We start from the raw sequence: 25,988 nt of genomic DNA, 5'->3' as shown, positions 1-25,988 counted from the left end.
CCAACAAGCATACAAAAGATAAGAATCCATTTGGCTAAAGTGAGAAAAGGAGCATAGTATATAAAGGTCCAGCTTTCCCAAGACCTGAACCAACACTGCTTAAGGCTGAAATGGTTGTAGAAAACGCAGTGATTATATCTAACCCAGAAAAAGTAAGAATGACACTTGCAACAATCCACACAAATAAAGATAATAAGGCAAAAGAAAATATACTTGCAACAATTTCAGACTCTATAGTTTTATCACTTATTTTAATTGCAGTAACAGCCTTAAGATGAATTAAATGAAAACATTGAGAATAGATTTGTTTTAATATTACGCAAAAGCGAAGCTGTTTTATTCCTCCTGCAGTTGATCCAACCATTCCACCTAAATACATCAGAAATAGAATCTAATTTGAGAAAAAGAACTCCATTTTGTATAATCAGCTGTAGCATATCCAGTAGTTGTAATAAAAGTTACAACCTGAAATAATCCATATCTAACAGATTTTTCAAAAGATGAATAAATACCTGTAAAATAAAGATTAAAAATCACTAACAGAGAAACTACGAAAACAAATAACAGATAAAATTTTAATTCTTCATTTTTAAAAACTTTAGAAAAATCCATTTTTGCTAAATAAAAGTAAAGGGTAAAATTAATACTTCCGCATACTATTCCTATTATTCCTACATATTCAATCAAGGGATTATTAAATCCTGCTAAACTGGCATTTTTAGTAGAAAAACCTCCTGTAGAAATGGCAGTAAAGGCATGGCAGATGCCGTCATAAATACTCATTCCACATAATATATAAGCCCCTGCTATTATTAAAGTCACACTTGCATAAATAATCCACAAAATTTTAGCAGTATCTACAATTCTTGGCTTTAACTTATCTACGGTAACACCAGGAAACTTCTGCTTTAAAAAGCTGCATTCCTCCAGTTCCCAAAACTGGAAGAACTGCAAGTACAAAAACTATTATTCCCATTCCTCCTATCCACTGAGTTAAGCTTCTCCAAAAAAGAATGCCCCTTGAGAGACTTTCTACATCTGCAATCACACTTGCACCAGTTGCTGTAAATCCTGACATTGACTCAAAATATGCATCTGTAAAAGAGCTTAAAGCTCCTGTTAAAAAATAAGGTAGACTACAAAAAAAAACGCTATACTTATCCAGGAAAAGGTTACACTTGCAAAAGCCTCTTTATATCTTAATTCCTCATATTTATATCTTCTTGTTAAGAATTATAATAAAATCCCTGCAGCAAAAGTAATTAAAAAAAAGAAAGGAAAAATCCCTGTATTCAGATGTTTTATAAAAGAAAACTACTCCAAGAGGAAGAAGCATAAAGAAAGAAAGTATAATTATACTTAAGCTAACTACATTGATAACGATCTTGATGTTCATTCTTGAATTTTATGTAAGAAGTTTTTCTACATCCCTTATGGATTCTTTAAGTGCAAAAATTATAAGTTTATCTCCCTCTTTTATTATATCTTCTCCTTTAGGTATTATTACTTCTCCTCCTCTTATAATCGCTCCGATTACAGCATTTTTGGGGAATTTAATGTCTTTAAGTACTTTGTCAACAATAGATGACTTTTAGCTTCTGAGAACTTCCATTATTTCAACTTTATTTTCTGCAATAGCGGTTAAAGATAAAACATCTCCTTTTCTTATATATCTTAATATTATACTTGCAGTTAAAAGCCTTGGACTTAAAACAGAGTGAACTCCAAGCTCATAAGCAAGAGGAATATAATCAGACTTGTTTAACCAGTGCTATAACCTTTTTAGCTCCAAGTTTTTTAACAAGAAGAGCACCCATTATGTTCATTTCATCATTTCCTGAAACTGTAATATAAGCATCCACATCTTTTATATTTTCCTCAACTAAAAGTTGCTTATCCGTTCCATCTCCATGAAGAATAAGGGCTTTTTTTAAATTTTTACTTAAAAATTTGCATTTTTCTTCACTTTTTTCTATTATTTTTACACTTGCCTTTTCTTCAAGAGCCTTAGCAATGTAGTATCCAATTCTTCCTCCCCCAACTATAATTACCTTCTGAGTAGGGAAAACAGGTATCTCAAAAGCCTGAGCTATATCCATTGCATCTTCTTTTTTTAAAGGGATATAAACTATGTCTCCTTCATAAAGCACATCTTCTCCTCTTGGAACTATAACCTCTTCGTCTCTTTTCACCACTCCGATAATAAAATCTTTATTAATTATGTTTCTAAGATATTTAAGTTCTCTGTTAATCACCTTGCTTTTGGGTGGAATTTTGAAACCTGCCACAACAACCCTTCCTTCCTCAACCTCTATAACTTCTGTAGCAAAAGGAATTTCTAAAATTCTTAAAATAGCCTTTGCTGTTTCAAGTTATGGATTTATTGCAGGATCTATATCAAGATAGTTTTTCCCAAGAAGCTCTTTATTAAAGAAATAATCTGGATTTCTAATTCTTGCAATTCTTCTCCTGACATTAAACATAGCTTTACCAAGCAAACAAGCTATCATGTTTGTTTCATCACTATTAGTAACTGCAATAAGAATATCTGCGTTTTTTGCTCCTGCTCTTTAAAAACATTTGGATCACTTCCCTCTCCTTCTATAGTTGCAATGTCAAGCTCTTCAGAAATTCTTCTTAATTTCTCCCCATCTCTATCTATTACAACTACATCAATTCCTTCATAAACTAAAAATTTTGCAATATTATACCCTACCTTTCCTGCACCAACAATAATAACTTGTATAAAATATCTTTTTGAATTAACTCAAATTTAAGCGGATTTTTTAAAAATTAGCTTCCAAAAATTGTAGGGGGAGCGTATGAATGTGTTCCTTCCACTACTTCAACACCTGCTTTTTCTTTAATTGCTTCAATAAGATCATCTTTTCTTTTACAGAACTTTATAATACATGTTCCAACATGCACTACATCTGGTTTTTCATTTAAAGCTGATAACTGAAGTTTTAGAAGAGCCAAACTACAAACTACTCTGTTTTTATTCCCCTCACAGCCTCCACAATCTACAATTCCAATAATATGAGCGCCTTCATCTTTGTATCTTGCAAATTCTCCCTCTTTACGAAGCATAGCAACAAAGCACTTTGCATCTCCAGGACACAAATTTTGATCACTAATCATTTTGCATTTTACAATTACAACCTTTTTCATAATCCACCTCCTAAAGGTTGTTTTAAAATTATTTTTTCATTTAATTAATCAATGGAAATTTTTATTCAAGCTTATATGAAATGGGAAGTTTGATTTTGACATCAACAGGAGGCAAAGGAAAGTATTTTGAAGTCTTTTTAATGGTTTCCATTGCATTTTTATCAAGAATCTCATATCCAGAAGATTTTTCTATACTCAAAAAGTTGATTTTACCCTCCTTTGTTAGAACAAAAGAGACCACTGCCTTTCCTTCCCATCCCATTTTCCTTGCAATATAAGGATAACTTATGTTGTTTTGCACCATCTTTGAAATAATAGAAAGCTTCTCCAAAAGATATTTCTCTCTTAATTTTTCTAAATTATAACTACTTCCTCCCCCTCCTTTCTCGCTTCCGTCTCCTCCTTTCCCGCTTCTGTCAACCTCCCCGCTTCCCCCTTCTTCCCTACTAAACCCCCCTTCCCTAATCATACCAATATTCTTAAACTTTCCTTCCCCCTCTCCTTTTTGAACACTTCCTTTGTCCTCTGCATGTAAAGGTTTTACCACTTCTTTTACCACTTCTTTTGAAATAACCTCCTCAACCCTTTCTTCCTTGGGAGTAATTGAAGTATTTTTTACAACAGAATCTTGTTTTAATGCCTTTTCAGGTATCTTTGTAACTTTTAAATTTTTTACTTGATTTTTCGTTTCTAATTTTACATTTTCCTTATTAGAAGTAGCTTTATTAGAAGTAGCTTGGGATAAATTGGCAAGGCTTGCTAAAGAAAGGTCTATTTCTATATACTTTGCAGAAGTTTCTGCGTTAAGCTTTAATAATCCTGCAACTGCCGTTAAAAAGAAAATGTGTATAAAAAGAGAGCACAAAAAGGCTCTTAACTTTATCATCTTATCAATTCTGTTTTAATTACCACTCTTTTAATTTCGTATTTTTTCAGTATGTCAAGAACAGAAACCAGAGTTTGAACTTTAGAAGCTTTATCAGCAAGTATGGAAACTTGTGCCTCTCTATCCAAGTTTTTAACAATTTCTTCAAGTTCTGAAAGCTCTAACTTTTTTCCTTCAAAAAATACATCTCCTTTTTCAGTAATGTTTATCTGAAAACTTTTGATATTTTTTACCTCAGCATTTTTAGCTGTTGGAAGTCTCACAGGAATACTTCCCTGAACGATAAAAGTTGCTGTAGTAAGAACGATGGTTAAAAGAACAAGCATTATATCAACTAATGGAATCACATTTATGTAATCAATTTCCCTTTCTTCCATTTACTATCTCCCAGAGCGCAATTTTTTCTTTAACCTTTCTTAAAAGATAGTTATAGAGCGCAACTGATGGAATAGCAACGAGGAGTCCCACTGCTGTAGCTTTTAGAGCAAGGGCAAGTCCTACCATTATTTTTTTGCTATCAACAAGCCCTTCCTGCCCTATGGTGTAAAAGGTAAGCATTATTCCAAGAACAGTTCCGAGAAGCCCAATATAGGGAGCATTAGCACCAATGGTAGCTATTATGTAAAGTCCTCTTGTTAAGTCAGTTTCAAGCTCTTTTACACTTGAAAACTTTAAAACATCTACCTTTTTGTAATACCCTACTCTTTCTATTGCTACGGCAATAGAAATAATGCTTAAAAGGATAAGAAAACCTATAATTCCGTAATCAATTATCAATTTTAGGTATTCCATAAACTTTCACCTAATTTTATAAAATTTTTAAATTTGTGACATTATCAGAAAACTCTTTAATCCAAAACTTTAATTTTGTCAATACCATCTACCACATCGTAGCAGTAGAAATTTACTACTACGATGTGGTAGATTAAGGCTAAGCGCCATATTTTTTGAGTCTTCCTGCGTGAGCTAAGAGAAGGGGCATAAGCTTGTAAGCGTAAAATATGCCAAGCTCCCCTTTTAGAGCCTCCCTTTCCGTAAATCTTTCTGAGGTGCCTCCAAGAACATAAGGAGAATTTATAAGAACAGGAACTGGATGCCAGGAATGAGATTTTAAAATGCAGGGGGTTGAATGGTCTCCTGTTATACAAATGACATCTGGTTTTAGCTCTAAAATTTCAGGCAAATATTTATCAAATTCCTCTATTATCTTTACTTTTAGCTCAAAATTCCCGTCCTCACCTGCTGAATCAGTTTTTTTAATGTGGACAAAAAAGAAGTCAAAATTATTCCACTCTTTTTTTAAAGCTTCAACCTCGTCTTTTATGTCCATTCCTTCAAAATTAATAAGTTTCATTCCAACAAGACTTGCAAGTCCTTTATACATTGGATATGTAGCAATACAACAGGCTTTTAAAGCAAATCTTTCTTCAAAAGTTTCGAGATCTGGTTTTACAGAAAATCCCCTCAAAAGGGCATAATTAGCCTTTGGCTCATTTTTTAAAAGTTCTGCTACTTTCTGAGAAAAAATTTCGGCAATCCTTGAAACCTTTTCAGCCATTTCACCTTTTCCAGAAGGCTTAAGTGGAGTTTTCCCCACTACCTGAGGATCTGTATCATTTATGGTTTCTACCTCCTGAGAAACCTTATAAGGAAATCTGAAAACCACAACAAATCTATGCTCCATTCCGGATTTTAAAATTACTTCAGCATCTTCTATTTTTTTGATATTTTCTGAAAGATAGCTAATAAGCCTTTTATTTTCTTCTGTTGGAATACGCCCTGCCCTTCTATCAACAACAACCGGAATACTGTTTTCATACTTTACCGTAGCAAAATTACCTCTTATAGCAACATCCGTTTCTTTTAGTTCAAGTCCTACTCCAAGAGCTTCAAGTACTCCCCTTCCTATGTTTATTTTCAGAGGATCGTAGCCAAAAATACCAAGATGTCCTGGTCCGCTTCCAGGGGTAATTCCGTAATCAACAGGAATGTGAAGTCCGAGGGCAGATTTTTTGGCTAAACTGTCCAAATTGGGAGTTTTAGCATATTCAAGTGGGGTTTTTCCTTCTTTAAGGGGTAAATCTCCTACTCCATCAAGAACAAGCAAAAGAATTTTGGAATTACTTTTTTTAAGAAGAGTTTTAAGAATTTCCATTTTTAAAACCTCTCAAATTTAGTTTAAAGACTTTTAAAAAGTTTTTCTATCTTTCCAGATTTCTTCAAGTCTTTCTGTTTCTTCGTCTTTTTTTCTGATTTCCTCTTCCCAGTCCATCTTTTTTTCAAACTGAGCTACTTCGTGCTTAATAAGCCTTTCTTTGAAATCAGCATGAGAAAGGTAGATAAGAGCTGCTTTTAAAAAGTTTTCTTTCATGTTAGAAAATATGGTAGATACTGCATCTTCAGGGACAAAGTGTCTTTCTTTTCTATAGCGGTAATAAACTTTTCCATCAGTTTTTTCAAGAAATTTTTTATAATACTCAGGGTTTGAAAAATCCTTTTCTGAAGGAGAAATTCCAATTTGAGCAAGAAAACCAACAAGCCAGCGATCGCCTGCAAGTCTTCTTGAATAATTCCATATTTCTAAAACTAAACCGTTTTCTAATTCTATTTTTTCAACCATTATACCCTCCCATAGTGGTTTGTGTGTCTTTGATGGCGGAAGCCATTTATATGCCATAGTGTTTTTAATTTTAGTTTAAATTACAAATTCAATTATTGCAACTATTTGGTCTTAACTTTAATCTGTCACTTCGGAAATGGTTGACAAGGGAAAAGATAAGAATAATATTAGATTTGATTATGAAAGGAGAAGTGTGGATTTTAGATGATGAAAAAGGCATTCTTGAAATCCTTGAAGACATTCTCAAAGACGAAAACTTCCAAGTTAAAACCTTTCTCTGGGGTAAAGAACTCCTAAAAGAAATAAATATTAGCCAACCTCAAGTAATTCTTCTTGATCTCTGGCTAAAAGACATAGACGGTTTTGAAGTTTTGGAAAAGGTTAAAAAATTTTATCCTGAAGTTCAGATTATAGTAATTTCAGGACACGGAAATATAGAAACAGCAGTAAAGGCAATAAAGTTAGGAGCCTTTGATTTTATTGAAAAACCTCTTTCTTACGAAAGAGTCATAGTTACAGTAGAAAATGCTTTAAAAATTGCTCTTTTAGAAGAAGAAAACAAAAGACTTAGAGAAAATGTTTTTGGAGAGGTAAAACTATCAGGAATTTCTCCTGCTATACAGAGTATAAGAGAACTAATTATGAAGGTTGCTCCCACAGATACTACTGTTTTAATTCAGGGAGAATCTGGCGTGGGAAAAGAGGTAGTTGCAAAATTAATACATCTTTATTCAAAAAGAGCAAAGGAAGCATTTGTGGAAATAAATTGTGCAGCAATTCCAGAAACCCTTATAGAATCAGAACTTTTTGGATACGAAAAGGGAGCCTTCACAGGAGCTCAAAGCTTTAAAAAAGGAAAATTAGAAGTGGCTCACAAAGGTACTCTTTTTTTAGATGAAATCGGGGATTTAAGTCTTGATGCACAGGCAAAACTTCTAAGAGTTTTACAAGAAAAAAAATTTGAACGCTTAGGAAGTAATAAATCCATAGAAATTGATGTAAGAATAATTTCTGCTACGAATAAAAACTTGCTTCAAGAAATAAAAAAGGGGAAATTTAGAGAAGATCTATTTTTTAGAATAAATGTTTTCCCTATTTATATACCTCCGTTAAGGGAAAGAAAGGAAGATATTCCCATACTGGTAGAGGAATTTCTGAAAGAATTTAGCTACAAAATTGGTTCAGAAAAAAAGATTATTAAACAGGATGCCCTTTCCGCACTTATGGAATATGATTGGCCTGGAAATGTAAGAGAACTTAAAAATTTTATAGAAAGACTTGTTATAATATCCTCTTCCTCAGAAATAGGTTATGAAGACCTTCCTTCAGACTTTAAAAATCTAATAGAAAAGAAGAAAAAAACTGAACAAGACGCCGATTACTGGTTTAAAGAAAAAAATTACAAAACAGCTAAACTTCTTTTTGAAAGAGAATTTATTAAAAGAAAACTTTTAGAATATAAGGGAAATATCTCTAAAACGGCAAGAGAAATTGGTTTAGAAAGAGCTTATTTACAGAAAAAAATAAAAGAACTTAACATAAAAGAAGAACTTACCGACTAAAATTTAAATTTTTCAAAAGTAGCTCTGGCATAAGGTTCTTTTTCTAAGAAATCAAAAAGCCCTTTTTTCCACTTATAATATCCTACTATTCCCACTATAGCAGCATTATCAGTACAAAACTCTGGAGAAGGAAAAAATACTTCAATTCCTTCTTTTTTAGCTTTTTCATTGAATAATTCCCTTAATCTCTTATTTGAAGCCACTCCTCCTGCAACAACAATCCTTGGAATTTCGAATTTATAACTTGCTTTTAAAGCCTTTTCCACCAATACTTCACAAACAGCTTCTTCAAAGCTTGCACACACATCTTCTATTTTAAATTGAGAAACAGATTTTAGATAATTGAGAACTGCTGTTTTTAATCCTGAAAAACTAAAATCAAAGGTGTCTTCTTCTAAAAGTGGTCTTGGAAAAAAAATGGCTTTTCTATTTCCCTTTTCTGCAAGTTTACTTATAACAGGTCCACCTGGATATGAAAGTTTCAAAAGCTTTGCCACTTTATCAAAGGCTTCTCCTGCTGCATCATCTCTTGTATGCCCGAGAAGTTTATAATCCTCCCAAGAATTTACTAAAAAAAGTGCAGTATGTCCTCCAGAAGCAAGAAGTCCTATATAGGGAAATCTTACCTCCTTTTCTAAGAATATAGAAAAAAGATGAGCCTGTAGGTGATCAACTCCTATGATAGGAACTTTAAGTGCAAAACTTAAGGCTTTGGCTAAAGAAACCCCTACCAAAAGAGAACCTATCAATCCAGGACCAAAGGTTACACAAATACACTTAATTTCTCTTAAAGATTTACCTGTTTCATCTAAAAGTTTTTTAATCAAAGGGGGTAAAATTTCCAATTGTTTGCGAGAGGCAATCTCAGGAACTATTCCTCCAAAAGGCGAATGTAGAGCAACCTGTGAATAAAGAAGATGCTTTACTAAAAAACCTTCTTCAGAAAATAGAGCAACTCCTGTTTCATCACAAGAAGTTTCTATAGCAAGAAGCATTTCTAATCTTGAAAAATAACCTCTTCTAAGAGTTCTGAAAAAATGTGTAAAAATAAAAGATGCCCTTCCTGTATGCGTGGAGTTTCATGACTGGGAACTAAAATAAGGTAATCACATAAATCTTTCATCAAACCTCCATCTCCTCCACTAAGTCCTACTGTATATAATCCTAATTCTTTGGCAACCTTTAAGGCTTCTATCACATTTAAAGACCTTCCACTTGTGCTTATTCCAAGAGCTATATCTCCTTTTTTTCCAAGAGCCAAAATTTGTTTTGAAAAAACTTCCGAAAAGCTGTAATCATTTGCAATAGCAGTCAAAATAGAAGTATCTGTTGTTAAAGCTATAGCTGGAAGAGGTGTCCTTTCCTTTTTAAAACGGTTAACAAGCTCAGCTGCTAAGTGTTGAGCATCTGCTGCGCTTCCTCCATTTCCAAAAATAAGAATTTTCCCATTTTTTAAAATGACTTTTTTAGCAAGAAGAACAACTTCTACAATTTTATCTTTTTCAAGTTCAATAAAGCTTTCCTGAACCTTTCTTGAAATCTCTGAAATTTCAAAAATTCGTTTTTTTAATTCTACTTTTTTCATTTTATTATTCCTAAAATAAAATATTTTATTTTGTAAAACCCCAAAGCTAAGTATTCATGAGCTGCTCTGTTAGTTAAATTTATATAAAGATCGTTAGGCAAAAATTTCCATATACTAAAAGATGGAATGCAAAGTTTGTAGTTATAATTAGTAGGATATGGTATAGGATTTAACCCTTCCTTTTTAAAAAGATACATTGCTCTCGGAAGATGATAAGCAGAAGTTAAAAGTAAGAAAGGAGTATCAGCTTTTTTCCCCTCTTTTAAAAAGTAATCCTTTAAAACTTTAGCACTTGTTATAGTATCAAGAGGTGTATCAACTGCTTTGACTTTAAAACCAAATTTTTCAGCTAATTCTTTAAGATAGGAAGCTCCTTTATTGAATCTATCTTCGTAAGACCCTCCCAGAAGAATTATTTCTTTATCTGGATAATCTTTTTTTAACTCTAAAGCCTTAAAAAGTCTTATTAAGGTCTCCCTACTAAATCTTTCCTCTAAACTTAAGTTTTCTTCTCCATAAATTCTTCCAGTAAGTACGACTATATTTTTTGTGTTAACTATTTTTTCTTCAGAAGGAGGAAAATAGTTTTTTTCAAGTTGCTTTAAAAGAAAATAGGGTAAAAAAGGGGTTGAGGAAAAATAGTAAAGAATGATGGCAAGAAAAAGCAACAATCTTCTTCTCCCTTTTCTTTTTTCAAGGATTACATAGATAGAAATTAAAAGGAAAATAATAAAAATTAAACTTGAAGGATAGAATAAAAAAAGAAAGAATCTTTTAAGAGAGGGTAACCAATTTTCCATAAAAAATATGGCGGGGCTGACGGGACTTGAACCCGCGGCCTCCTGCGTGACAGGCAGGCGCTCTAACCGTGCTGAGCTACAGCCCCTTGTTGAATTAAATTATAACTCAAATTTTAAAATTTACAAATGGGCGGAAGAGGATTTGAACCTCTGACCCCCGGCTTGTAAGGCCGATGCTCTCCCCCTGAGCTATCCGCCCACTCATAATTTTAAATTAAATTAATCTAAATTTTGCTTTTGTCAAGCATTTGTAAATTACAAACTCAGATAATTTATAAGAAATCTGGATAAATTGTCCATAAAATAATCCACTCCCCTTTTTCATCTCTCTCAAGAGCTACAACCCCTCCTTGCCTAAATTTGATAACAGGCTTTTCTGAATTCTTTATAATTAAAAAAGAACAAAGCTTTTGTAAATGTGGTAAGTGCCCAACTAACATGATAGGATCCTTTAACTCAAATAATTTATTTGCCCAAATATCTGGCGGATCAAGAGGGTTAAGCCCCTCTGCTTCTGCAATTCCTTCCGAGGGATTTAAATAATCTCCTAAAATTTCCGCAGTTTCCTTTGCTCTGAGTTTTCCTGAATGAAAAATCTTTGAAACTTTAATTCCTGCTAATTTAAGAGCCTTAGCCACCTTTTCAACTTCAGTTTTTCCAATTTCAGAAAGAGGTTTTTGAGGATCCTCAGATTCAGGTTTGGGAATTCCATGCTGAACAAGATATAACCTCATCTTTATCACCCCCTTATTAGATAATTTACTTGCCATATTGGTTAATTTAATTATAATATAAAACTTCAATGAAACATATTAAGTTTTCATGGTTTTTATTTTTATTTTTTCTTTTATTTCTTTTAGTCTCTTGCACAACCTCTAATTCTGAAAAGCCATTTTTTACCCTTATCTCTGAAGAAAAAGAAGTAGAATTAGGAAACCTATATACTCCTTCTTCCATTGACGAATTTGAAGGACTTTATCCAGAAAAAGAGGTTCAGGAGTATGTAAATTCTGTAGGATTAAAAATTGCTAAGGTAACTGAAAGAAAACTTCCATACAAATTTTATGTTGTAAATTCTGGAATTGTAAATGCCTTTGCCCTACCAGGAGGGGCCTGTTGTAATTACAAGAGGACTTCTTTTACAACTTGATAGTGAAAGTGAACTTGCAGGAGTTCTTGGCCATGAGCTGGGACATATAAATGCAAGACACCATGTAAAATTTCTGGCAAAACAATTAGCTTTAAGCTTTATTTTACAAGTGGGTAGTCTTTTTGTTCCCCAAAATTTAAGCGGAGAAATACTTTTACAACTTGGACAAATTTCAGCCTCCCTTTTAACCCTTAAATTTAGTAGAGATCAGGAAAGAGAAGCAGATAGGTATGGATTTTTATACGCCTTTAAGGCTGGATATTCTCCTGAAGGAATGATTGAGGTTTTTGAAAAATTTAAAAAGTTAGAAAAAAAGAGACCTCCTGCATGGCTTTCAACTCATCCTTTACCAGAATCAAGAATAGAGGAAGCAAAAAAGCATATCGCTACCTTTAAACCAAGCGGGATATTAATAAAAGATACTCAAAGGTTTCACGAGGTTAAAAACTATCTCGTTAAAACGAAAGAATCTTACGATTATGTAGAAAAAGGAAAAAAGGCTTATAAAGATAAAAACATAATTGAAGCAAAAAGTTATTTCAAAAAAGCTTTAGAACTTTATCCCAAAAATACTGTTGCTTTAGTTTATTTAGCAAAGATTGAAGCAGAAGAGAAAAATTTAGAAAAAGCAAAAGAATACTCAGATCTTGCTCTCAAATACGATCCGGAATTTTTTACAGCAAACATAATTTCTGGAATGGTTTACTTTAAACTTAAAAATTTTGACACTGCTTTAAGGTTTTTTGAAAAGGGAAAAGCCCTTATTCCTTTTAATGGAATTTCTTACTATTATGCAGGAAGAATATACGAAGAAAAGCAGAATTTAAGTTTAGCCTTAAAAAATTACGAAAAAGCTTTAGAGCTTGGACCTAAGGACGCAAGCTGGTATAGAGATTGTTATTACAGATACAACAATTTGAGAGGGTATTAAGTATGGTAGAATTACCTTTTACTGTTACTTTTCCTATTTCTCATGTAAAGACTTCTATCATTATTCCTCCCCTGGTTTCTTTTGTCATTTCTTATTTATGTGCTGCAGGAGGAATTAGTGGTGCCTTTTTATTACTTCCTTTCCAGGTAAGCGTTCTTAAATTTACCACTCCTTCTGTGAGCGCTACGAACCATCTTTTTAATGTCTTTGCCATTCCCTTTGGAGTATATAGATATTGGAAAGAAAAAAGATTTTTTTATCCTCTAACTCTAATAATTATTTTGGGAACCCTTCCTGGAGTTCTTATAGGTTATTTTTTAAGAATTTCATTTTTTGTAGAATTAAAAAAATTTAAATTATTGGTGGGATTGGTTCTTTTTGTAATATTTGTAAGATTGATATATGAATTTTTTGCAGTTAAAAAGGAAATCAAATTTTCTAAAGAACCACCAAAGGTTCTTGTTTTTAACTGGAGATCCTTAGAATTTACATATTCTCAAGAGACATTTAAAGTGAACTCTTTCGTTATTACTATTCTTGCCTTTGTAATAGGAATAATAGGAGGAATCTATGGGATTGGTGGAGGAGCTTTAATGGCTCCGATATTACTTGCTTTTTTTAGGCTTCCAGCTTATGTTTTTGCTGGAGCAACACTTGCTGGAACTTGTATTACTTCAGTATTTGGAGTTATAATCTTTACCCTCGGTGGAAATCCACCAGACTGGTTACTTGGATTTCTTTTTGGAATAGGAGGTGCCTTAGGACTTTATCTTGGCGCAAAAACTCAAAAATATATGCCTCAAAAACTTATAAGAGCTATAATAACACTTGCAGTTCTTTTTATTTCTGTTAGATACATTGTTTCATTTTTTAAATAAAGTTTTTTTCTAAGTCGTAAAATAATTTTAGTCTGACTTTTTTTAATTCTTTTATCGTTTCAAGCATAACATAATTTTTTATTCCAAATTCTCTTGCAAGCAAATGAATTTTTTCTTTTTCTTTTTCTTCTTTAAAATGGCACATAGTATAAAGATTGTATTTCCAATGGGGATAGGTTTTTCTTTCGTAACAATGAGTTATAAATAAATTTTTAGAAAGTTTTTTGACAATGTCTTCCATTTTATTTTTCTCTACCTCCCAAGCTACCATTACATTTGTTTTAAATCCCAGCTTGTCATGTTTTAGAAGTGCTCCAAATCTTCTTAAAGCTCCTTTCTTTTTCATTTCTTTAATCCAAGAAAAGATCTCTTCTTCTTCCATTCCCAAAGAATTTGCGATCTTTTCAAAGGGATTTTTAACTAAAGGAATTGGTTCTTGCAGTGCTTTAACCAAATTTTTATCTTTTTCGGAAAAATCTTTATTAAGTTTTCCAGACTCTGTTTCCAAAATCTCTTCTTTAGCATAGTTGTTGATAACTTCGTTCTCGAAAACTGTAGAAATTTTAAAAGTTTTTAAGGCTGGCAAATACAGATATTCATCTATTTCACAAAGCTCAGCCAATCTATGAGCCTCTTTTAAAAGATCTCTTTCTGGTAAATTAACCAAAATAAACCATAAATTATATTTATGATCCCTTAAGTAGTTGTGACTAACTCCAGGGTGTTTATTTATAATAGATATTGCTTTTTCAAGTTTTTCGGAAGAAACTTTAAAGGCAAAAAGAGCAGATTTATGTCCAAAAAACCAAGGATTGAATATAGCTGAAATTTGCCTCAAAATTTTCTTTTTTTGAAGCTCTTTTAAAACTTCAATTACCTTTTCTTCTTCTATATTTAATAAATTACCTATTTCAAGAAAAGGACGCTTTTTCAAAGGAAAATTTTTTTGAATAATATTAAGAAGATCCTTTTTAACTGCTTCTGAAATTTCGCTAAGAGCCATAAATTAAAAAGTTTTTCAGCAATTTAATTCTATTGGGATGTTTGAGCTTTCTTAAGGCCATACTTTCAATTTGCCTTATTCTCTCCTTAGTAACACCAAATTTATTCCCTACTTCTTCAAGGGTACAGGCTTCTCTTTCTCCTATCCCGAATCGCAGTCTAATAATTTTTTCTTCTCTGGGAGATAGGGTTTTTAGAAGTTCTCTAACTTTTTCTGAAAGAGCTGTGTTAAAGGTTACCTCATCAGGTTTAACGGCATTCTGATCCTCTATAAAATCTCTCAAAGTTGTATCTTCATCCTCCCCAACTGTCGTTTCAAGAGAAATGGGTTGTTTCATTACTTTAAAAATGTAATTGAGTTTTTCAACAGAATACCCTGTTTCTTTAGCTAATTCATCAAGCGTGGGGTCTCTTCCATACTCTTGATAAAACCTTGTTGAAATAATTTTGCTTATTTTATATATGAGCTCAATAATATGCACAGGCACTCTTATTGTTCTTGTATTTTCAGCAAGATATCTGGTTATACTCTGTCTTATCCACCAAGTAGCATAGGTGCTAAACTTAAATCCCTTTCTATAATCAAATTTTTCTATAGCTTTCAATAAACCTATATTACCTTCCTGAATAAGATCACTTAAAAACATATCCTTAGGAGAATACTTACGAGCAAGGGATATTATCAATCTAAGATTTGCTTTTACTAACTCTTCTTTATTTTTTTTGATCTCCTGTAAAGCTTTACAAATTACCTCTCCACTTTCGTATATTCTTTCTAAAGGCTCTCCAAAATAATCATTTATTTGTTTAAGAAAATTATTATATTCGTAAACCTCTTTTTTGATCTTTTCTACATCAAATTTTTCTAAATGCATCCTCTTTAAACACTTTTCAATGTAATCCCTTTTTCCGTTTAATGAAAAGATTCTTTTTAAAACTGTTTCTTTCAATAAATAATCTTTTTGAAGTTTTTCTTTAAATTTGTAAAATTCTTTAATTTTTTTGTAACTTTCTAATATTTCACAAGCAAGTTCATCAAGTAAAACTTTTGTTGGTCTTGTTACATAAACTATGTCTATAATTTTTTCTACAAGTTTTTCTTTTTTATTTTTATTAAATTTTTCCACCAATTTATTTATATTTGATTTTAATTCTTCAAGCCATTTTTGAGCTTTTTCTCCATTTCTTGAAAGTTCTTCATAGTCTTTAAAAAGAAGAGTAAGATTTCTATTCTTTTCTGCTTTAATCAATAAATGATAAAACTTTATAACCTGAGAATAGTAATTTAATACTTCTTTTAAAATAATTCTTTCGTTTTCTTCAATGGTTTTGCCAATTCTTACTTCATCTTCTCGCGTTAGAAGATTATGAGAAAATACCTCTTTAAAATAAATTTTAATGGGATCATCTACTTTCCTTTTTAAACTCTTTGTTTTTTCCTCATTTTCATCCTCAAACCAATCATCTTTATCTTCCTCTAATACTTCTTCAAAAGTTACATCATCTTTAAATAAGCAAAACTTTCTATCTTTTTGGAGGCTCACCATTCCCCTCCTTTAATTTTTATTTTCTCTGTTAATTTATTTGCTAAAGAACTTTTTAAAATCCAGAGGTATTTTTCTATTTCCTCTTTTGAACCCTTCATCTGAAGAAGCTTTAGACTTTCTGTAATTTTTTTTATGTCTTTTTTCGCAAGCTCCCTTTTTATATATTCCTTTATATGAGAAAGTGCCTCTTCTTTATTTTCAAAAGGGGGTTCTAAAAGAAGATCACTTAATATTTCTTGAAATTCAAGATCAGGAATGTACTCAATTTCGGTATTACCCTTTTTAAATTCCTCTATTAAGTATTTTAAAAATCTCCCATAAACTACTGTAGAATAAGCCTCGACAAACTCTGAAAGACCTGAAGCTTCAAGTTCATTATAACATTCTGGATAGTTTATCAAAAATTGAGAAATTTTCTTTAAAAAAAGTGTTTCTCTACCATCCTTTTTTTCTATTACTTCGTCTATTTTTTCCTTTGCATAGGTGTTCTTAGCGAAATACTTAAATATTTCACTTTCAAAAATTCCTAAATTAAAGTTTAATTCCCTTGCAATTCTATTTCTTAAAAAGGGATCTTCTGTAAATTTAAAAACTTCCATCATTTCCTTAAATGCTTTAGAGGGATTTTCTCTGTATTCTTCTTTATAAAAGTCAATAACAAAGGAAATAGCATCCACTGCCTGCTCTTCTATTTTCTTTTTTAGCTCTTCATTCTTTAACCCCTGCTTTCTTACCCAGGAATCTGGATCATCTTCTTCTGGAAGCAAACCACACTTTGGTAAGATACCCTCTTTCAAAAATAAAGAAATAGCCCTTAAGGTTGCCTTTCTACCTGCAAGATCTCCGTCGTAAAAAATAATCCAATTTTCTGTAAAATTTTTAAGAAGTTTTACATGAGCTTCTGTTAAGGCAGTACCGCAGGTAGCAACTACATTCTTTATACCTTTTTCCCAAAGACTTAGAAAATCAAAATATCCTTCTACTAAAATTCCCTGATTTTCTCTTTTAATAAATTCTTTTGCTTGGTAAAGCCCATAAAGAATTTCACTTTTTTTGAAAATCTTTGATTCTTGAGTATTCAAGTATTTAGGTTCTACATCTTTGTTTAAAGCTCTTGCACCAAATCCTACACACTCCCCTCTAAGATTAAAAATAGGAAAAATTATCCTTTCTCTAAAAAGATCAATATAAGATCCGTCAGGAGTTTTTTTTATGAGACCAAGTTCTTCACCTTTTGTCAGTTCTTCAGAGGAATTTCTCAAATATCCAGCAAGAACTCTTCCATCAGGAGGAGCAAAGCCTAATAAAAAATACTTGATAGTTTCCTCACTTATTCCTCTTTCTTTAAGATAATTCTTAGCTTCTTCTGAAGAGCTGTGGAAATATAAAAGATGATGATAAAATTTAGCAACTTTATAATTAAGCTCTGCTAAATCTTTTTCTTTCTTTTTTTCAACAAAGTATTTTTTATCTACTGTGATACCTGCCTTTTCAGCAAGCTCAAGAAGTGCCTCTTTAAAAGAAATACCTTTTATTTTTGTATAAAAAGTCACAACATCTCCTGCTACTCCACATCCAAAACATTTAAAAATTTGTTTTTCAGGACTAACTACAAAGGAAGGAACTTTTTCAGAATGAAAAGGACAATATCCTACAAAATTTCTTCCTACTCTTTTGAGCTTAACATAAGAAGAAACTATTTCTACAATGTCATAAGACTTTTTTACTTCCTCAAAAAGATCTTCTAAAGGCATATTTTTATAAAGTTTTTAAAATTTAGCTTAATCTTAAACTCTACAAATACTTATGTGCGCCTTTTGAGAAAGAAAGAAAACTTTTGAATACAAGAAGATTTTACTAATCTGCCCCATAGACTGTTCAATAAGAATTAAAAGAAACCTTAATATTTTTTTAACACAGTTTTTAAAAAGTTCAAGAGTTTTTACGAATTTTATTTTAGTTCTTTTCTTCTAAATATACAATAGTTACTCCTGTTCCTCCTTCCTCAGGATCTGCAAATTTAAAATCCTTTACCAAAGGATGTTTTTTAAGGTAGTCTCTTACGCTCTCTCTAAGTTTACCTGTTCCGTGTCCGTGAATTAAATGAACTCTTTGAAATCCTTCCAAAAAGGCTTTGTTTAAAACCTTCTCAACCTCTTCTAAAGCTTCTTCAACACTTAATCCTATAAGCAAAACTTCCCATTTTTTATTTCTGAATTTTTCGTAAATATTTTGAGGATTCTCCAATTTTAAATTACTTCTAAACTTTAAATATTTAGAATCTAAGGGCTTATTCTCAAAATGTTTTTTAATTATATTTCCTTTGGAAACTTCTAATTTAAACCCTCCAAGCTTTACTTCTACCATTTTGTCTTTTATTTTTAAAACTTCTCCTTCTCTTTGAAAAGGCAAAACAAACACTATATCCCCTTCTTTAATTTCTTCTTTTATTTCTGCTTCTAAAAATCTGTTTACGAATTCCTCAAAATATCTACTTGCCTTTTTAAAATCCTTTTTCTTTTTCACATCTTCTATCGTCCTTCTAAATTCTTCATTCCAAAAAGACATCAGCTCTTCTATTTTTTTGTCATAGGTATCTTTCAACTTCTTTTTTTCTTCCTCAAGGAATTTTTCTTTAGCCTCAACCTCTTTCAATTTTAGTTTTAGTTCCTTTTCCAATTCTTTAAGTTTTTTTCTTTCTTCTTCTATCATTTTATACCATTCCCAATATTCTTTATTTTTCAAATATTTAGTAGCTTCTTCCAAAATTTTCTCTGAAAATCCCAGCTTTTTAGCAAGGTCAAAGGCTAAAGATTCTCCCCAAGCATTATATATCAATCTATAAGTAGGCTCCTTGGTCTTTAAGTCATATTCCATAGTAGCTACATTTAGATTCTCCATTTTTAAGGCAAGTGCTTTTAAAAATTGAGAATGGGTAGTTATAACTACCTTTGTTTTTCTTTTAAGTAACTCACTGATAACAGCAGCAATTAAAGCTACTCCCTCTTCTGGATTAGTCCCTTTTCCAGGTTCATCAAGTAAAACTAAACTATTATCGTTAGCACTATCAAGAATTTCTTTTAAGCTTTTAAGATGTGAAGAAAATGAAGATTCTCCTTCTATCATATCCTGGTCATCTCCCAGATCAACAAAGATTTTAGAAAATACAGGTATTTCTGCTTCTTCAGCTGGGATGGGAAAACCAGCTTGTGCCATAAGAGTAAGAATACCTATGGTTTTTAAAGAAACTGTCTTCCCCCCTAAGTTAGGACCTGAAATTAAAAGACCACTCTCAACTATAAAATCATTGTAAACTATTTTTTGGAAAGGTTTCTCTTGTTTTTTAAGTATTAATAAAGGATGCGCACCTAAATGAATTTTTATTGTCCCTTCTCTTTTTAAAAGAGGAAATTTTCCTTTGTAAACTTTACCAAGGCTTGCCTTAGCAAAAGCTATTTCAAAATCCGCGTAAGCTTCTTCTAAATTAAAAAACAAAGAAGAAAAAGAAAAAATTTCCCTTGAAACTTCCTTCAAAATTTTAACCACTTCTCTTTGTTCTGCATGCTTTAGAGTTTCTATCTCATTGGTTATCTCAATTATACTTGCTGGCTCTATAAACACCGTGGCTCCACTTTGAGAAACCTCATGTAATATACCTTTAACCTTATTTTTGTATTCTACCTTAACTGGCAATACATATCTTCCCTCTCTTTGCGTAAAGAGATTTTCCTGAAGATAACCTTTTTTGTAAAGATTTTCTTTTATTTTTTCAAGCCTTGAAAATAAAATTTCCCTTGTTTCTTTAAGTTTCTTTCTTATAATAAATAAATCATAAGAGGCTTTATCTTTTATTTCGGCTCTCTCCCAATCAAGTATTTTTTCAAAATAAAAATCTATTTTCTCAAGCTCTTCGTATAAACTCTTGAGAATGCTAAAAGGAGAATTTTCAAGATAGGGAATTAGTTTTTTTAAGGTGATAAACCACTTTTTAATTTCTGTAAGTTCAACGGGAAGAAAAAAACCTCTCTTAAATGCCTTATTAAATGAAGCTTTTAAAGATTTTAAGGAAATAAGTTCTAATTTTTCTCCTTTTTCTATTAAGTCCCAGATAAACTTGGTTTTTTCCTGTGCTTTTACCGCTTCTTCATAAGAAAAAAAGGGAGTTAATTTTGAACAAATTTCTTTAGAAAAATCCGAATATAGAAAATTACTTAAAAAACTAAGTAGACGATTCCAATCTAATTTGTTTAAAAATTTAAGCACCTAAAAACAAAGCTTATAAAAAACTTAAGCTTTTGATTTTTGTTGAAGTTTTTTAAGTTTTTTAAGCAATTTTTTACGAGCAGCTTGCATCTTTTTTCTTCTTCTTACTCCAGGTTTTTCATAAAACTCCCTCTTTTTTATTTCTGAGAGAATTTTTGTTTTTTCAACCAATCTTTTAAATCTTTTCAATGCTTGTTCAAAAGACTCCCCTTCCTTAACTATTATTCCTGCCAAAAACATCCCCTCCTTTTTAAGAATTTTGCTTAAGTCTAAACTCTTTTCTAATTTTGTCAAGAAGAAATTACTTGATTTTATTTTAAAATGTTTTAAAAATGTTTCTACCTATGAATAAGGTCTTTTCAAATAATTTTGATAAAGACTCTGTAATTTTAATAGATGGTTCTTCTTTTATTTACAGAGCCTATTTTGCCATTCCAGGTTATTTAGCCACAACAAAAGGGTTGCCCACGAAGGCTATATTTGGTGTAACTCAGATGATTTTAAAAATACTTAAGGAGTGGAAGCCAAAGTATGTTATTTGGTTTATGGACGAAAAAGAACCAACCTTTAGACACAAAATATATGAAAATTACAAAGCTACCCGTCCAAAGATGCCAGATGATCTAAAAATTCAAATTCCCTACATAAGAACTATCGTTTCTGCTCTTGGTATACCTGTTCTTTCCTCCCCTGGATATGAAGGAGATGACCTCATCGCTTCTTTCGTAAAAAATATAATTAAAAAAGTGGATCTCCCAGCTATTATTGTTGCAGGAGATAAAGACCTATATCCTTTAATTGACGAAAAAATATCCATCTACGACCCAGTAAGAGAAAAATTTTTAGATCTAAACTCATTTTTAGAAAAATATCAATTTCCACCTCAAGTTTTCCCAGAATTTAGAGCTTTAATCGGAGATCCAAGTGATAACATCCCTGGCATTCCAGGAATTGGAGAAAAGACGGCAAAAGATCTTTTAATAAAATTTAAAAATCTGGAAAATCTATACCAAAACATTCAAAAGTTAACTTCCTCTAAACTTGGAGAGGTTTTGATAAAGTATAAAGATCAGGTGTTTAATAATCTCACTTTATTAACTTTAAATTTCAGTGCTCCCCTTCCATCTTATGAATTATCTTACTACTTAAGAAAAGAGCCTGACTATTCTGTTTTGAGAAAGCTTTTTAAAGAATTAGAATTTAGAAAACTTTTATCAGAAATAAAATACACTCCTCCTGAATTCAAACCTATCTTAATAGAAAAGAAAGATCTTTCTGACCTTCCAAAAGGTGATCTCTTAAGTCTTTTACCTATGAAAACTCACAGTTCTCTTTTTTCCATAGCACAACCCTCTGATATTTTATTAGCTTTTTCTGAAAAGGAAGCCTACAAACTATCTGCTATCCATTTAAAAGATTTGGTCAAAACTTTCTCAGAGGCTGAATTTATTGTTCACGATTATAAAGATTTTTTAAAAACTTTTGAAATCCCTTTAAATAAAGTTTTCGATACAAAACTGGCAGGTTATCTTTTAAACCCTTCTTTAAAAAAATATGACCTTGAATTTTTACTGCAAGAATACTTAGACATCGTGTTAGAGCCTTCTACAATTTACAAAAATGGTAAAGCTGCTGTAAAAATCTGTGGTCTCTTCTTATTAGGAAAAGAGTTGTATAAGAAGATAGAAGAAGAAAAGTTAACAGAGTGGCTTAGAAAAGTTGAAATACCTTTAAGTGAAATTCTTTTTGAAATGGAAAAAAAGGGATTTAAGATAGATCTGGATTATGTAAGAACTCTTAATAAGGAGTATCAAGTAAAACTAAAAGAATTAGAAGAAAAACTATTTGAATTAGCAGGTTGTAAGTTTAATCCAAGATCAAGTCAGGAAGTAGGAGAGATTCTTTTCAAAAAATTAAAGCTACCTTTAATAAAGAAAACACCCAAAGGACTTTTTCCTTCAACTGATGCAGAGGTTTTAGAAGAACTTGCTCCACTTCATCCTTTTGTCAGCTATCTTTTGCAATACAGAACTTTTTATAAAATAAAAAGCACCTATTTAGAAGCTTTTCTCAAATATGCCTCAACAAAAACTCACAGAATCCATACAGAATTTAATCAAACAGGAACAGCAACAGGAAGATTGAGTTCACAAAATCCTAATTTGCAAAATATTCCCATAAAAGGTGAAGAAGGATTAGCTATAAGACGAGCCTTTATCGCTGAGGAGGGAAATCTACTTTGCAGTCTTGATTATTCACAAATTGAACTAAGAATTCTTGCTCACTTTTCTGGTGATGAAAATTTAATTGAAGCTTTCAAAAAAGGAGAAGATATTCACACCTTTACTGCGTGTGAGGTTTTTGGAGTTCCTTCAGAAAAAGTAACCCCTGAGATGAGAAGAATGAGCAAAGCTATCAATTTTGGTATAGCCTACGGAATGAGTGCCTACGGCTTGGCAAAAGAATTAAAAATAAGCCCAAAGGAGGCAGAAACCATTATTAACCGTTACTTCAGTCGTTATCCCAAAATAAAAGATTACATCCAAAAAACTATAGAATTCGCTAAAGAAAATGGTTATGTAAAAACCTTAGCAGGAAGAAAGCGTTATGTTCCGGAACTTTTCAGTTCAAACAGAAGTATAAAAGAATTAGGAGAAAGAATAGCCATAAATACTCCTATTCAAGGATCTGCCGCAGATCTTATAAAATGTGCTATGGTTGCTTTACAAAGGGAACTAAAAAAACACAACCTTAAGTCTGCTATAATTTTACAGGTACATGATGAGCTCGTTCTTGAAGTTCCAGAAAATGAAGTAGAAAAAATCAAAGAATTAGCTCCAAATATTATGGAAAATCCCTTCGAATATTTAAATCTTCCTTATAAACTCAATGTTCCTATAAAAGTAAACTTTTCCTTTGGCAAGAACTGGGCAGAATGTAAGTAAAATTCTTAATTAAAGTGTGCAGGGAATTTTTATAACTATAGAAGTTCCAGAAGGTTCATTTTTTTCAATCTCAAAAGTCCCTTTATGCAGTTTTATAATGGAATAAGCCATTATGAGTCCCGTCCCAAGTTCTTTTAGTTTTACTAAATCTCCTTCGGTAATTTTTTTTATTATATCTTCAGAAATACCTTTTCCATTATCTACCATTTTTACTATAACCTGTTGATCTGATCTTCCTAAAAAAAATTTTATTTCTCCCTTTTCTTGCATAGCCTTTATAGAGTTATCAATCAAATTAATCCATACTCTTTTAAAATGGAATTTATCAAATATACACTCTCCGTCATCATCAGCCTCAATAATAAATTTTACTTCGGGATAGGCAAGTTCATATAAATTAACAACCTCTATAATATTTTCTAATAAACTACTTTTTTCTAAGTTAAGAATTGGTTTTTTGGAAAAATAGTAAAAATCTGTAGCCAACTTTCTCAGCTCCTCTACATACTTTTCTATTATTTCGGTTGTTTTGAGAAGTGTCTCTTTATTTTCCCCCTCAAGGTTTTTTTCAAGCTTTTTTCTTAGTCTTTCTACGGAAAGTTTAATAGGGGTTAAAGGATTTTTTATTTCGTGAGCTATTCTCATAGCCACTTCTTTCCAAATGGAAAGCCTTTTTAAGTTTTCTTTTTCCTCTAAATTTTCCAGAATAACCATAAGATTTTCTTCACGAAATAAATTTAACTTTAAAATTGTTAATCCTAAAAATATTTCCTTTGTTTCTTTGCTAAATTCAAAAACCTTGTAAAAAGGAACTTCTAAATCTAAGGTATGAACTAAATTATAGAAATCTAAATAATTTAAAAGCTCCTCTACACTCTCAAAGCCATAATTTGTTAAAAATTTCTTAAGACTTTCATTAAGATATCTGATTTGGAAATTAGAATCAAATATGAGTATCCCTACAGGAAGATGGTTCAATATAGAGATTAAATATTCATTATATTTTTTCATTTCTTCTTCGTATTCTTTAATTTTTTTAACCATATCTTTGAAGGACTTCATCAATATGCCTATTTCGTCTTCTGAAGAAGAAGTAAGTTTGCTTTCTTCTATTTGATAATCTTTTTGAGAAATTTTTTGGGTAGCTAAAACAAGATTTCTTAAAGGTTCAGTTAGATTTCTTCCAATTTTACTTCCCACCCATATACCCACAAAAATTACAAGCAAAAAAACAGAAATACCTGCCATTAAAAGAAATTTTTTGAATACTTGAAAGTATTTTTTTTCTGGAAAAGACTTACTTTCAGCAAATTTTTGTAGATTTAAAACCTTTCCAGTAGCAAGAATCCATTCATTTCCGTATTTATCCTTACAGGGAATAAAAACCCGCAACAGTACTCTGGAGTCTATTATTGAAATCTGGGTTACAGGAATTTTTTCTTTCTTAAGTTTTTCCAGAATAGAAGGGGGAATACCAAGTTTTTCCGAAATATTTGAAGAATAGGTTTTTTTGTAACGCTCTCCAGCATAATTATAAATTTCTATAGAATCAAGATCAGAAAAGTATCTGTATTTTTCTCGCAGATCTTTACTTCTTATTTTCTCAGTTTTTAAAATGTAGTCTTTAATAATTTCCTGACCTTTTATTAAAAGATATCTTTCCGTTTCTTTATAATAATCTTCTGCCTTCATAAATTGAGATATAACCCTTTCTTCAAAAAATTCTTTAATCCAGTAGTCCAAGGTCTTTTTAAAAAAGAAAAAGCTTCCTAAAATTAATATTAGAGAAGGAAATATTATTGAAATAAAATAAGTAGCAAAAAGTTTAAATTTTATGCTTTTTGATATTTTACCAACTTGTATTTCCCAGAAAATTTTAAAAACATATCTAAAAATAAAGTAAAGAAGAACGAGAATAAAAATAAGATTGAGCTGAAAAAGTAAAAAAACTAAAACATTTTTTTGAGATAAACTGAAAAACGAAAAATCAAAAATGTTAAATTCTAACCATAAAGTAATAACGATAAGACCAAAAATAAAAATAAAAATTTTACATTTTTTAATAGCGTTTTTAACTCTTCCCCAAAAGTTCATCAAAACCAACGATCTTTTCTGCTTCTATTTTTTTGAAGCGTTCTTTTCTGATATACCTAAGCTCATCTGAAAGATGGAGGCTATAGGTAATAATAACTTTCACTTTTAGTTTAAGTGAGTTTTTATCAGGTGGAAGGGTATATCTTAGCAAATAGGATTCTAAATTAATTATAGAAAGTACTGCATCTTCTGGTCTTTCAAAGGCTTTAAGACTAAAGTTATCTTCTAAATAATACAAGTTTTTTTCAGGATCATAATAAAGTTTTTGATAGTATTTATCTCTGTATAAAAGGACATCTTTTAAGAAAAGACGCTTTTGATAAATTTCAAACTCGTAGTCTATCAAAACAGGATTTTTTTGCTCCTTTAGTGCAAGAACCAGCTCTTGAAAGGGAAAATCCTTAAAAAAAATATTTATAAGAAAATTTTGTTCATAAAAATAGCCTTTTAATTCCTTTATTTCAAAAGCATAAAGGTTGGTAACAAGAAAAAAAACTATTATAAGAAAAAAATCTTTAAAAATTCTCATTTTAAAACTATAATATCACGATTTT

The 25,988-nt window shown here is 31.2% G+C and carries 27 protein-coding genes, 2 tRNA genes and 1 pseudogene; 6 read left to right on the top strand and 24 right to left on the bottom strand.

All coding sequences use genetic code 11. From position 1 onward, the window contains the following. Positions 1-34 precede the first annotated feature (34 nt). Genes ACLGLP_RS04950 through ACLGLP_RS04940 form a run of 3 tightly spaced genes read right to left on the bottom strand, consistent with a single transcriptional unit; the run spans position 35 to position 1,078 of the window. A complete protein-coding gene (locus ACLGLP_RS04950) occupies positions 35-364 on the bottom strand; it encodes a potassium transporter TrkG (RefSeq protein WP_492112175.1) in 330 nt (109 codons plus the stop codon). A 14-nt stretch (positions 365-378) separates the two neighbouring features. Then, positions 379-822: a potassium transporter TrkG gene (locus ACLGLP_RS04945; protein ID WP_492112174.1), complete on the bottom strand. Its 444-nt coding sequence runs from the start codon at positions 820-822 to the stop codon at positions 379-381. 55 nt (positions 823-877) lie between these two features. After that, on the bottom strand, positions 878-1,078 hold the full coding sequence (locus ACLGLP_RS04940) for a potassium transporter TrkG (RefSeq protein WP_492112173.1): 201 nt from the start codon (positions 1,076-1,078) through the stop codon (positions 878-880). A gap of 310 nt (positions 1,079-1,388) precedes the next feature. Between ACLGLP_RS04940 and ACLGLP_RS04935 the strand changes: the two genes are divergently transcribed. Next, positions 1,389-1,595, top strand: coding sequence for a hypothetical protein (locus tag ACLGLP_RS04935; RefSeq protein WP_492112172.1), 207 nt, complete (start codon positions 1,389-1,391; stop codon positions 1,593-1,595). A 156-nt stretch (positions 1,596-1,751) separates the two neighbouring features. Here the strand turns inward: ACLGLP_RS04935 and ACLGLP_RS04930 are convergent, their stop codons facing one another. From ACLGLP_RS04930 to ACLGLP_RS04895, 8 genes and pseudogenes are all read right to left on the bottom strand, one after another. Continuing rightward, positions 1,752-2,288, bottom strand: coding sequence for an NAD-binding protein (locus ACLGLP_RS04930; protein WP_492112171.1), 537 nt, complete (start codon positions 2,286-2,288; stop codon positions 1,752-1,754). A gap of 84 nt (positions 2,289-2,372) precedes the next feature. After that, positions 2,373-2,734, bottom strand: a pseudogene (locus tag ACLGLP_RS04925) (NAD-binding protein). 59 nt (positions 2,735-2,793) lie between these two features. Further along, positions 2,794-3,171: a CGGC domain-containing protein gene (locus ACLGLP_RS04920; protein WP_492112170.1), complete on the bottom strand. Its 378-nt coding sequence runs from the start codon at positions 3,169-3,171 to the stop codon at positions 2,794-2,796. A gap of 61 nt (positions 3,172-3,232) precedes the next feature. After that, positions 3,233-4,057: an energy transducer TonB gene (locus ACLGLP_RS04915; protein ID WP_492112169.1), complete on the bottom strand. Its 825-nt coding sequence runs from the start codon at positions 4,055-4,057 to the stop codon at positions 3,233-3,235. After that, the gene (locus ACLGLP_RS04910) at positions 4,054-4,434 is read right to left on the bottom strand and encodes an ExbD/TolR family protein (RefSeq protein WP_492112168.1); all 381 of its coding nucleotides are present in this window, start codon (positions 4,432-4,434) and stop codon (positions 4,054-4,056) included. Before ACLGLP_RS04910 ends, ACLGLP_RS04915 begins: the two co-directional genes overlap by 4 nt. Beyond that, on the bottom strand, positions 4,415-4,849 hold the full coding sequence (gene exbB, locus ACLGLP_RS04905; protein WP_492112167.1) for a TonB-system energizer ExbB: 435 nt from the start codon (positions 4,847-4,849) through the stop codon (positions 4,415-4,417). The genes ACLGLP_RS04910 and exbB overlap by 20 nt, the downstream gene beginning before the upstream one ends. Before the next feature lie 139 nt (positions 4,850-4,988). After that, the gene (locus ACLGLP_RS04900; RefSeq protein ID WP_492112166.1) at positions 4,989-6,212 is read right to left on the bottom strand and encodes a 2,3-bisphosphoglycerate-independent phosphoglycerate mutase; all 1,224 of its coding nucleotides are present in this window, start codon (positions 6,210-6,212) and stop codon (positions 4,989-4,991) included. Positions 6,213-6,245: 33 nt separating this feature from the next. Then, positions 6,246-6,677: a hypothetical protein gene (locus tag ACLGLP_RS04895; protein WP_492112165.1), complete on the bottom strand. Its 432-nt coding sequence runs from the start codon at positions 6,675-6,677 to the stop codon at positions 6,246-6,248. A 179-nt stretch (positions 6,678-6,856) separates the two neighbouring features. On the opposite strand from ACLGLP_RS04895, the gene ACLGLP_RS04890 reads away from it, so the two are divergent. Next, on the top strand, positions 6,857-8,239 hold the full coding sequence (locus ACLGLP_RS04890) for a sigma-54-dependent transcriptional regulator (protein WP_492112164.1): 1,383 nt from the start codon (positions 6,857-6,859) through the stop codon (positions 8,237-8,239). On the opposite strand, the gene tsaD is transcribed toward ACLGLP_RS04890, so the two are convergent. The 6 genes from tsaD to sixA all read right to left on the bottom strand — a co-directional run bounded on the left by tsaD (position 8,236) and on the right by sixA (position 11,358). Continuing rightward, positions 8,236-9,234, bottom strand: a complete 999-nt coding sequence (tsaD, locus tag ACLGLP_RS04885) for a tRNA (adenosine(37)-N6)-threonylcarbamoyltransferase complex transferase subunit TsaD (RefSeq protein ID WP_492112163.1) — start codon at positions 9,232-9,234, stop codon at positions 8,236-8,238. The two genes, ACLGLP_RS04890 and tsaD, sit on opposite strands and share 4 nt — an antisense overlap. A 2-nt stretch (positions 9,235-9,236) precedes the next feature. Further along, positions 9,237-9,824, bottom strand: a complete 588-nt coding sequence (locus ACLGLP_RS04880) for a D-sedoheptulose 7-phosphate isomerase (RefSeq protein ID WP_492112162.1) — start codon at positions 9,822-9,824, stop codon at positions 9,237-9,239. Further along, positions 9,821-10,495, bottom strand: a complete 675-nt coding sequence (locus ACLGLP_RS04875) for a YdcF family protein (RefSeq protein WP_492112161.1) — start codon at positions 10,493-10,495, stop codon at positions 9,821-9,823. The genes ACLGLP_RS04880 and ACLGLP_RS04875 overlap by 4 nt, the downstream gene beginning before the upstream one ends. 137 nt (positions 10,496-10,632) lie before the next feature. Next, positions 10,633-10,710 (bottom strand) — tRNA-Asp (locus tag ACLGLP_RS04870). Positions 10,711-10,751: 41 nt separating this feature from the next. Beyond that, positions 10,752-10,823, bottom strand: a tRNA-Val gene (locus ACLGLP_RS04865). Between the two features lie 73 nt (positions 10,824-10,896). After that, positions 10,897-11,358: a phosphohistidine phosphatase SixA gene (sixA, locus tag ACLGLP_RS04860; RefSeq protein ID WP_492112160.1), complete on the bottom strand. Its 462-nt coding sequence runs from the start codon at positions 11,356-11,358 to the stop codon at positions 10,897-10,899. A 68-nt stretch (positions 11,359-11,426) separates the two neighbouring features. Between sixA and ACLGLP_RS04855 the strand changes: the two genes are divergently transcribed. From ACLGLP_RS04855 to ACLGLP_RS04845, 3 genes are read left to right on the top strand one after another with little or no spacing between them, the layout of a single operon-like run. After that, positions 11,427-11,774, top strand: coding sequence for a hypothetical protein (locus ACLGLP_RS04855; RefSeq protein ID WP_492112159.1), 348 nt, complete (start codon positions 11,427-11,429; stop codon positions 11,772-11,774). After that, positions 11,713-12,705: a tetratricopeptide repeat protein gene (locus tag ACLGLP_RS04850; RefSeq protein ID WP_492112158.1), complete on the top strand. Its 993-nt coding sequence runs from the start codon at positions 11,713-11,715 to the stop codon at positions 12,703-12,705. Before ACLGLP_RS04855 ends, ACLGLP_RS04850 begins: the two co-directional genes overlap by 62 nt. A gap of 2 nt (positions 12,706-12,707) precedes the next feature. Continuing rightward, complete coding sequence (locus tag ACLGLP_RS04845) at positions 12,708-13,583, top strand: sulfite exporter TauE/SafE family protein (protein WP_492112157.1); 876 nt, start codon at positions 12,708-12,710, stop codon at positions 13,581-13,583. Here ACLGLP_RS04845 and ahbA read toward each other — a convergent pair. From ahbA to rpsU, 5 genes are all read right to left on the bottom strand, one after another. Continuing rightward, a complete protein-coding gene (gene ahbA / locus ACLGLP_RS04840; RefSeq protein WP_492112156.1) occupies positions 13,576-14,586 on the bottom strand; it encodes a siroheme decarboxylase subunit alpha in 1,011 nt (336 codons plus the stop codon). The two genes, ACLGLP_RS04845 and ahbA, sit on opposite strands and share 8 nt — an antisense overlap. Continuing rightward, positions 14,576-16,129, bottom strand: a complete 1,554-nt coding sequence (locus ACLGLP_RS04835; RefSeq protein ID WP_492112155.1) for a sigma-70 family RNA polymerase sigma factor — start codon at positions 16,127-16,129, stop codon at positions 14,576-14,578. The genes ahbA and ACLGLP_RS04835 overlap by 11 nt, the downstream gene beginning before the upstream one ends. Further along, entirely contained in the window at positions 16,126-17,886 is a 1,761-nt protein-coding gene (gene dnaG / locus ACLGLP_RS04830) for a DNA primase (protein ID WP_492112154.1), read from the bottom strand. The genes ACLGLP_RS04835 and dnaG overlap by 4 nt, the downstream gene beginning before the upstream one ends. A gap of 202 nt (positions 17,887-18,088) precedes the next feature. Further along, positions 18,089-20,395 (bottom strand): endonuclease MutS2, encoded by a 2,307-nt coding sequence (locus ACLGLP_RS04825; protein ID WP_492112153.1) that lies wholly within the window; start codon positions 20,393-20,395, stop codon positions 18,089-18,091. Positions 20,396-20,419: 24 nt separating this feature from the next. Next, positions 20,420-20,629 carry a 30S ribosomal protein S21 gene (gene rpsU / locus ACLGLP_RS04820; protein WP_492112152.1) on the bottom strand — a complete coding sequence of 70 codons (210 nt, stop codon included), beginning with the start codon at positions 20,627-20,629 and terminating at the stop codon, positions 20,420-20,422. A 110-nt stretch (positions 20,630-20,739) separates the two neighbouring features. On the opposite strand from rpsU, the gene polA reads away from it, so the two are divergent. Beyond that, on the top strand, positions 20,740-23,340 hold the full coding sequence (gene polA / locus ACLGLP_RS04815; RefSeq protein ID WP_492112151.1) for a DNA polymerase I: 2,601 nt from the start codon (positions 20,740-20,742) through the stop codon (positions 23,338-23,340). Between the two features lie 9 nt (positions 23,341-23,349). Here polA and ACLGLP_RS04810 read toward each other — a convergent pair whose 3' ends face one another. Further along, positions 23,350-25,434, bottom strand: a complete 2,085-nt coding sequence (locus tag ACLGLP_RS04810) for an ATP-binding protein (protein WP_492113731.1) — start codon at positions 25,432-25,434, stop codon at positions 23,350-23,352. Next, positions 25,412-25,963 (bottom strand): hypothetical protein, encoded by a 552-nt coding sequence (locus ACLGLP_RS04805; protein ID WP_492112150.1) that lies wholly within the window; start codon positions 25,961-25,963, stop codon positions 25,412-25,414. Before ACLGLP_RS04805 ends, ACLGLP_RS04810 begins: the two co-directional genes overlap by 23 nt. Positions 25,964-25,988 lie beyond the last annotated feature (25 nt).

Source organism: Caldimicrobium sp. SLHALR3 (genome assembly GCF_058692735.1).
The sequence above is the reverse complement of the archived record's forward strand: the minus strand, read 5'-3'. Positions and strand labels throughout refer to the sequence as shown.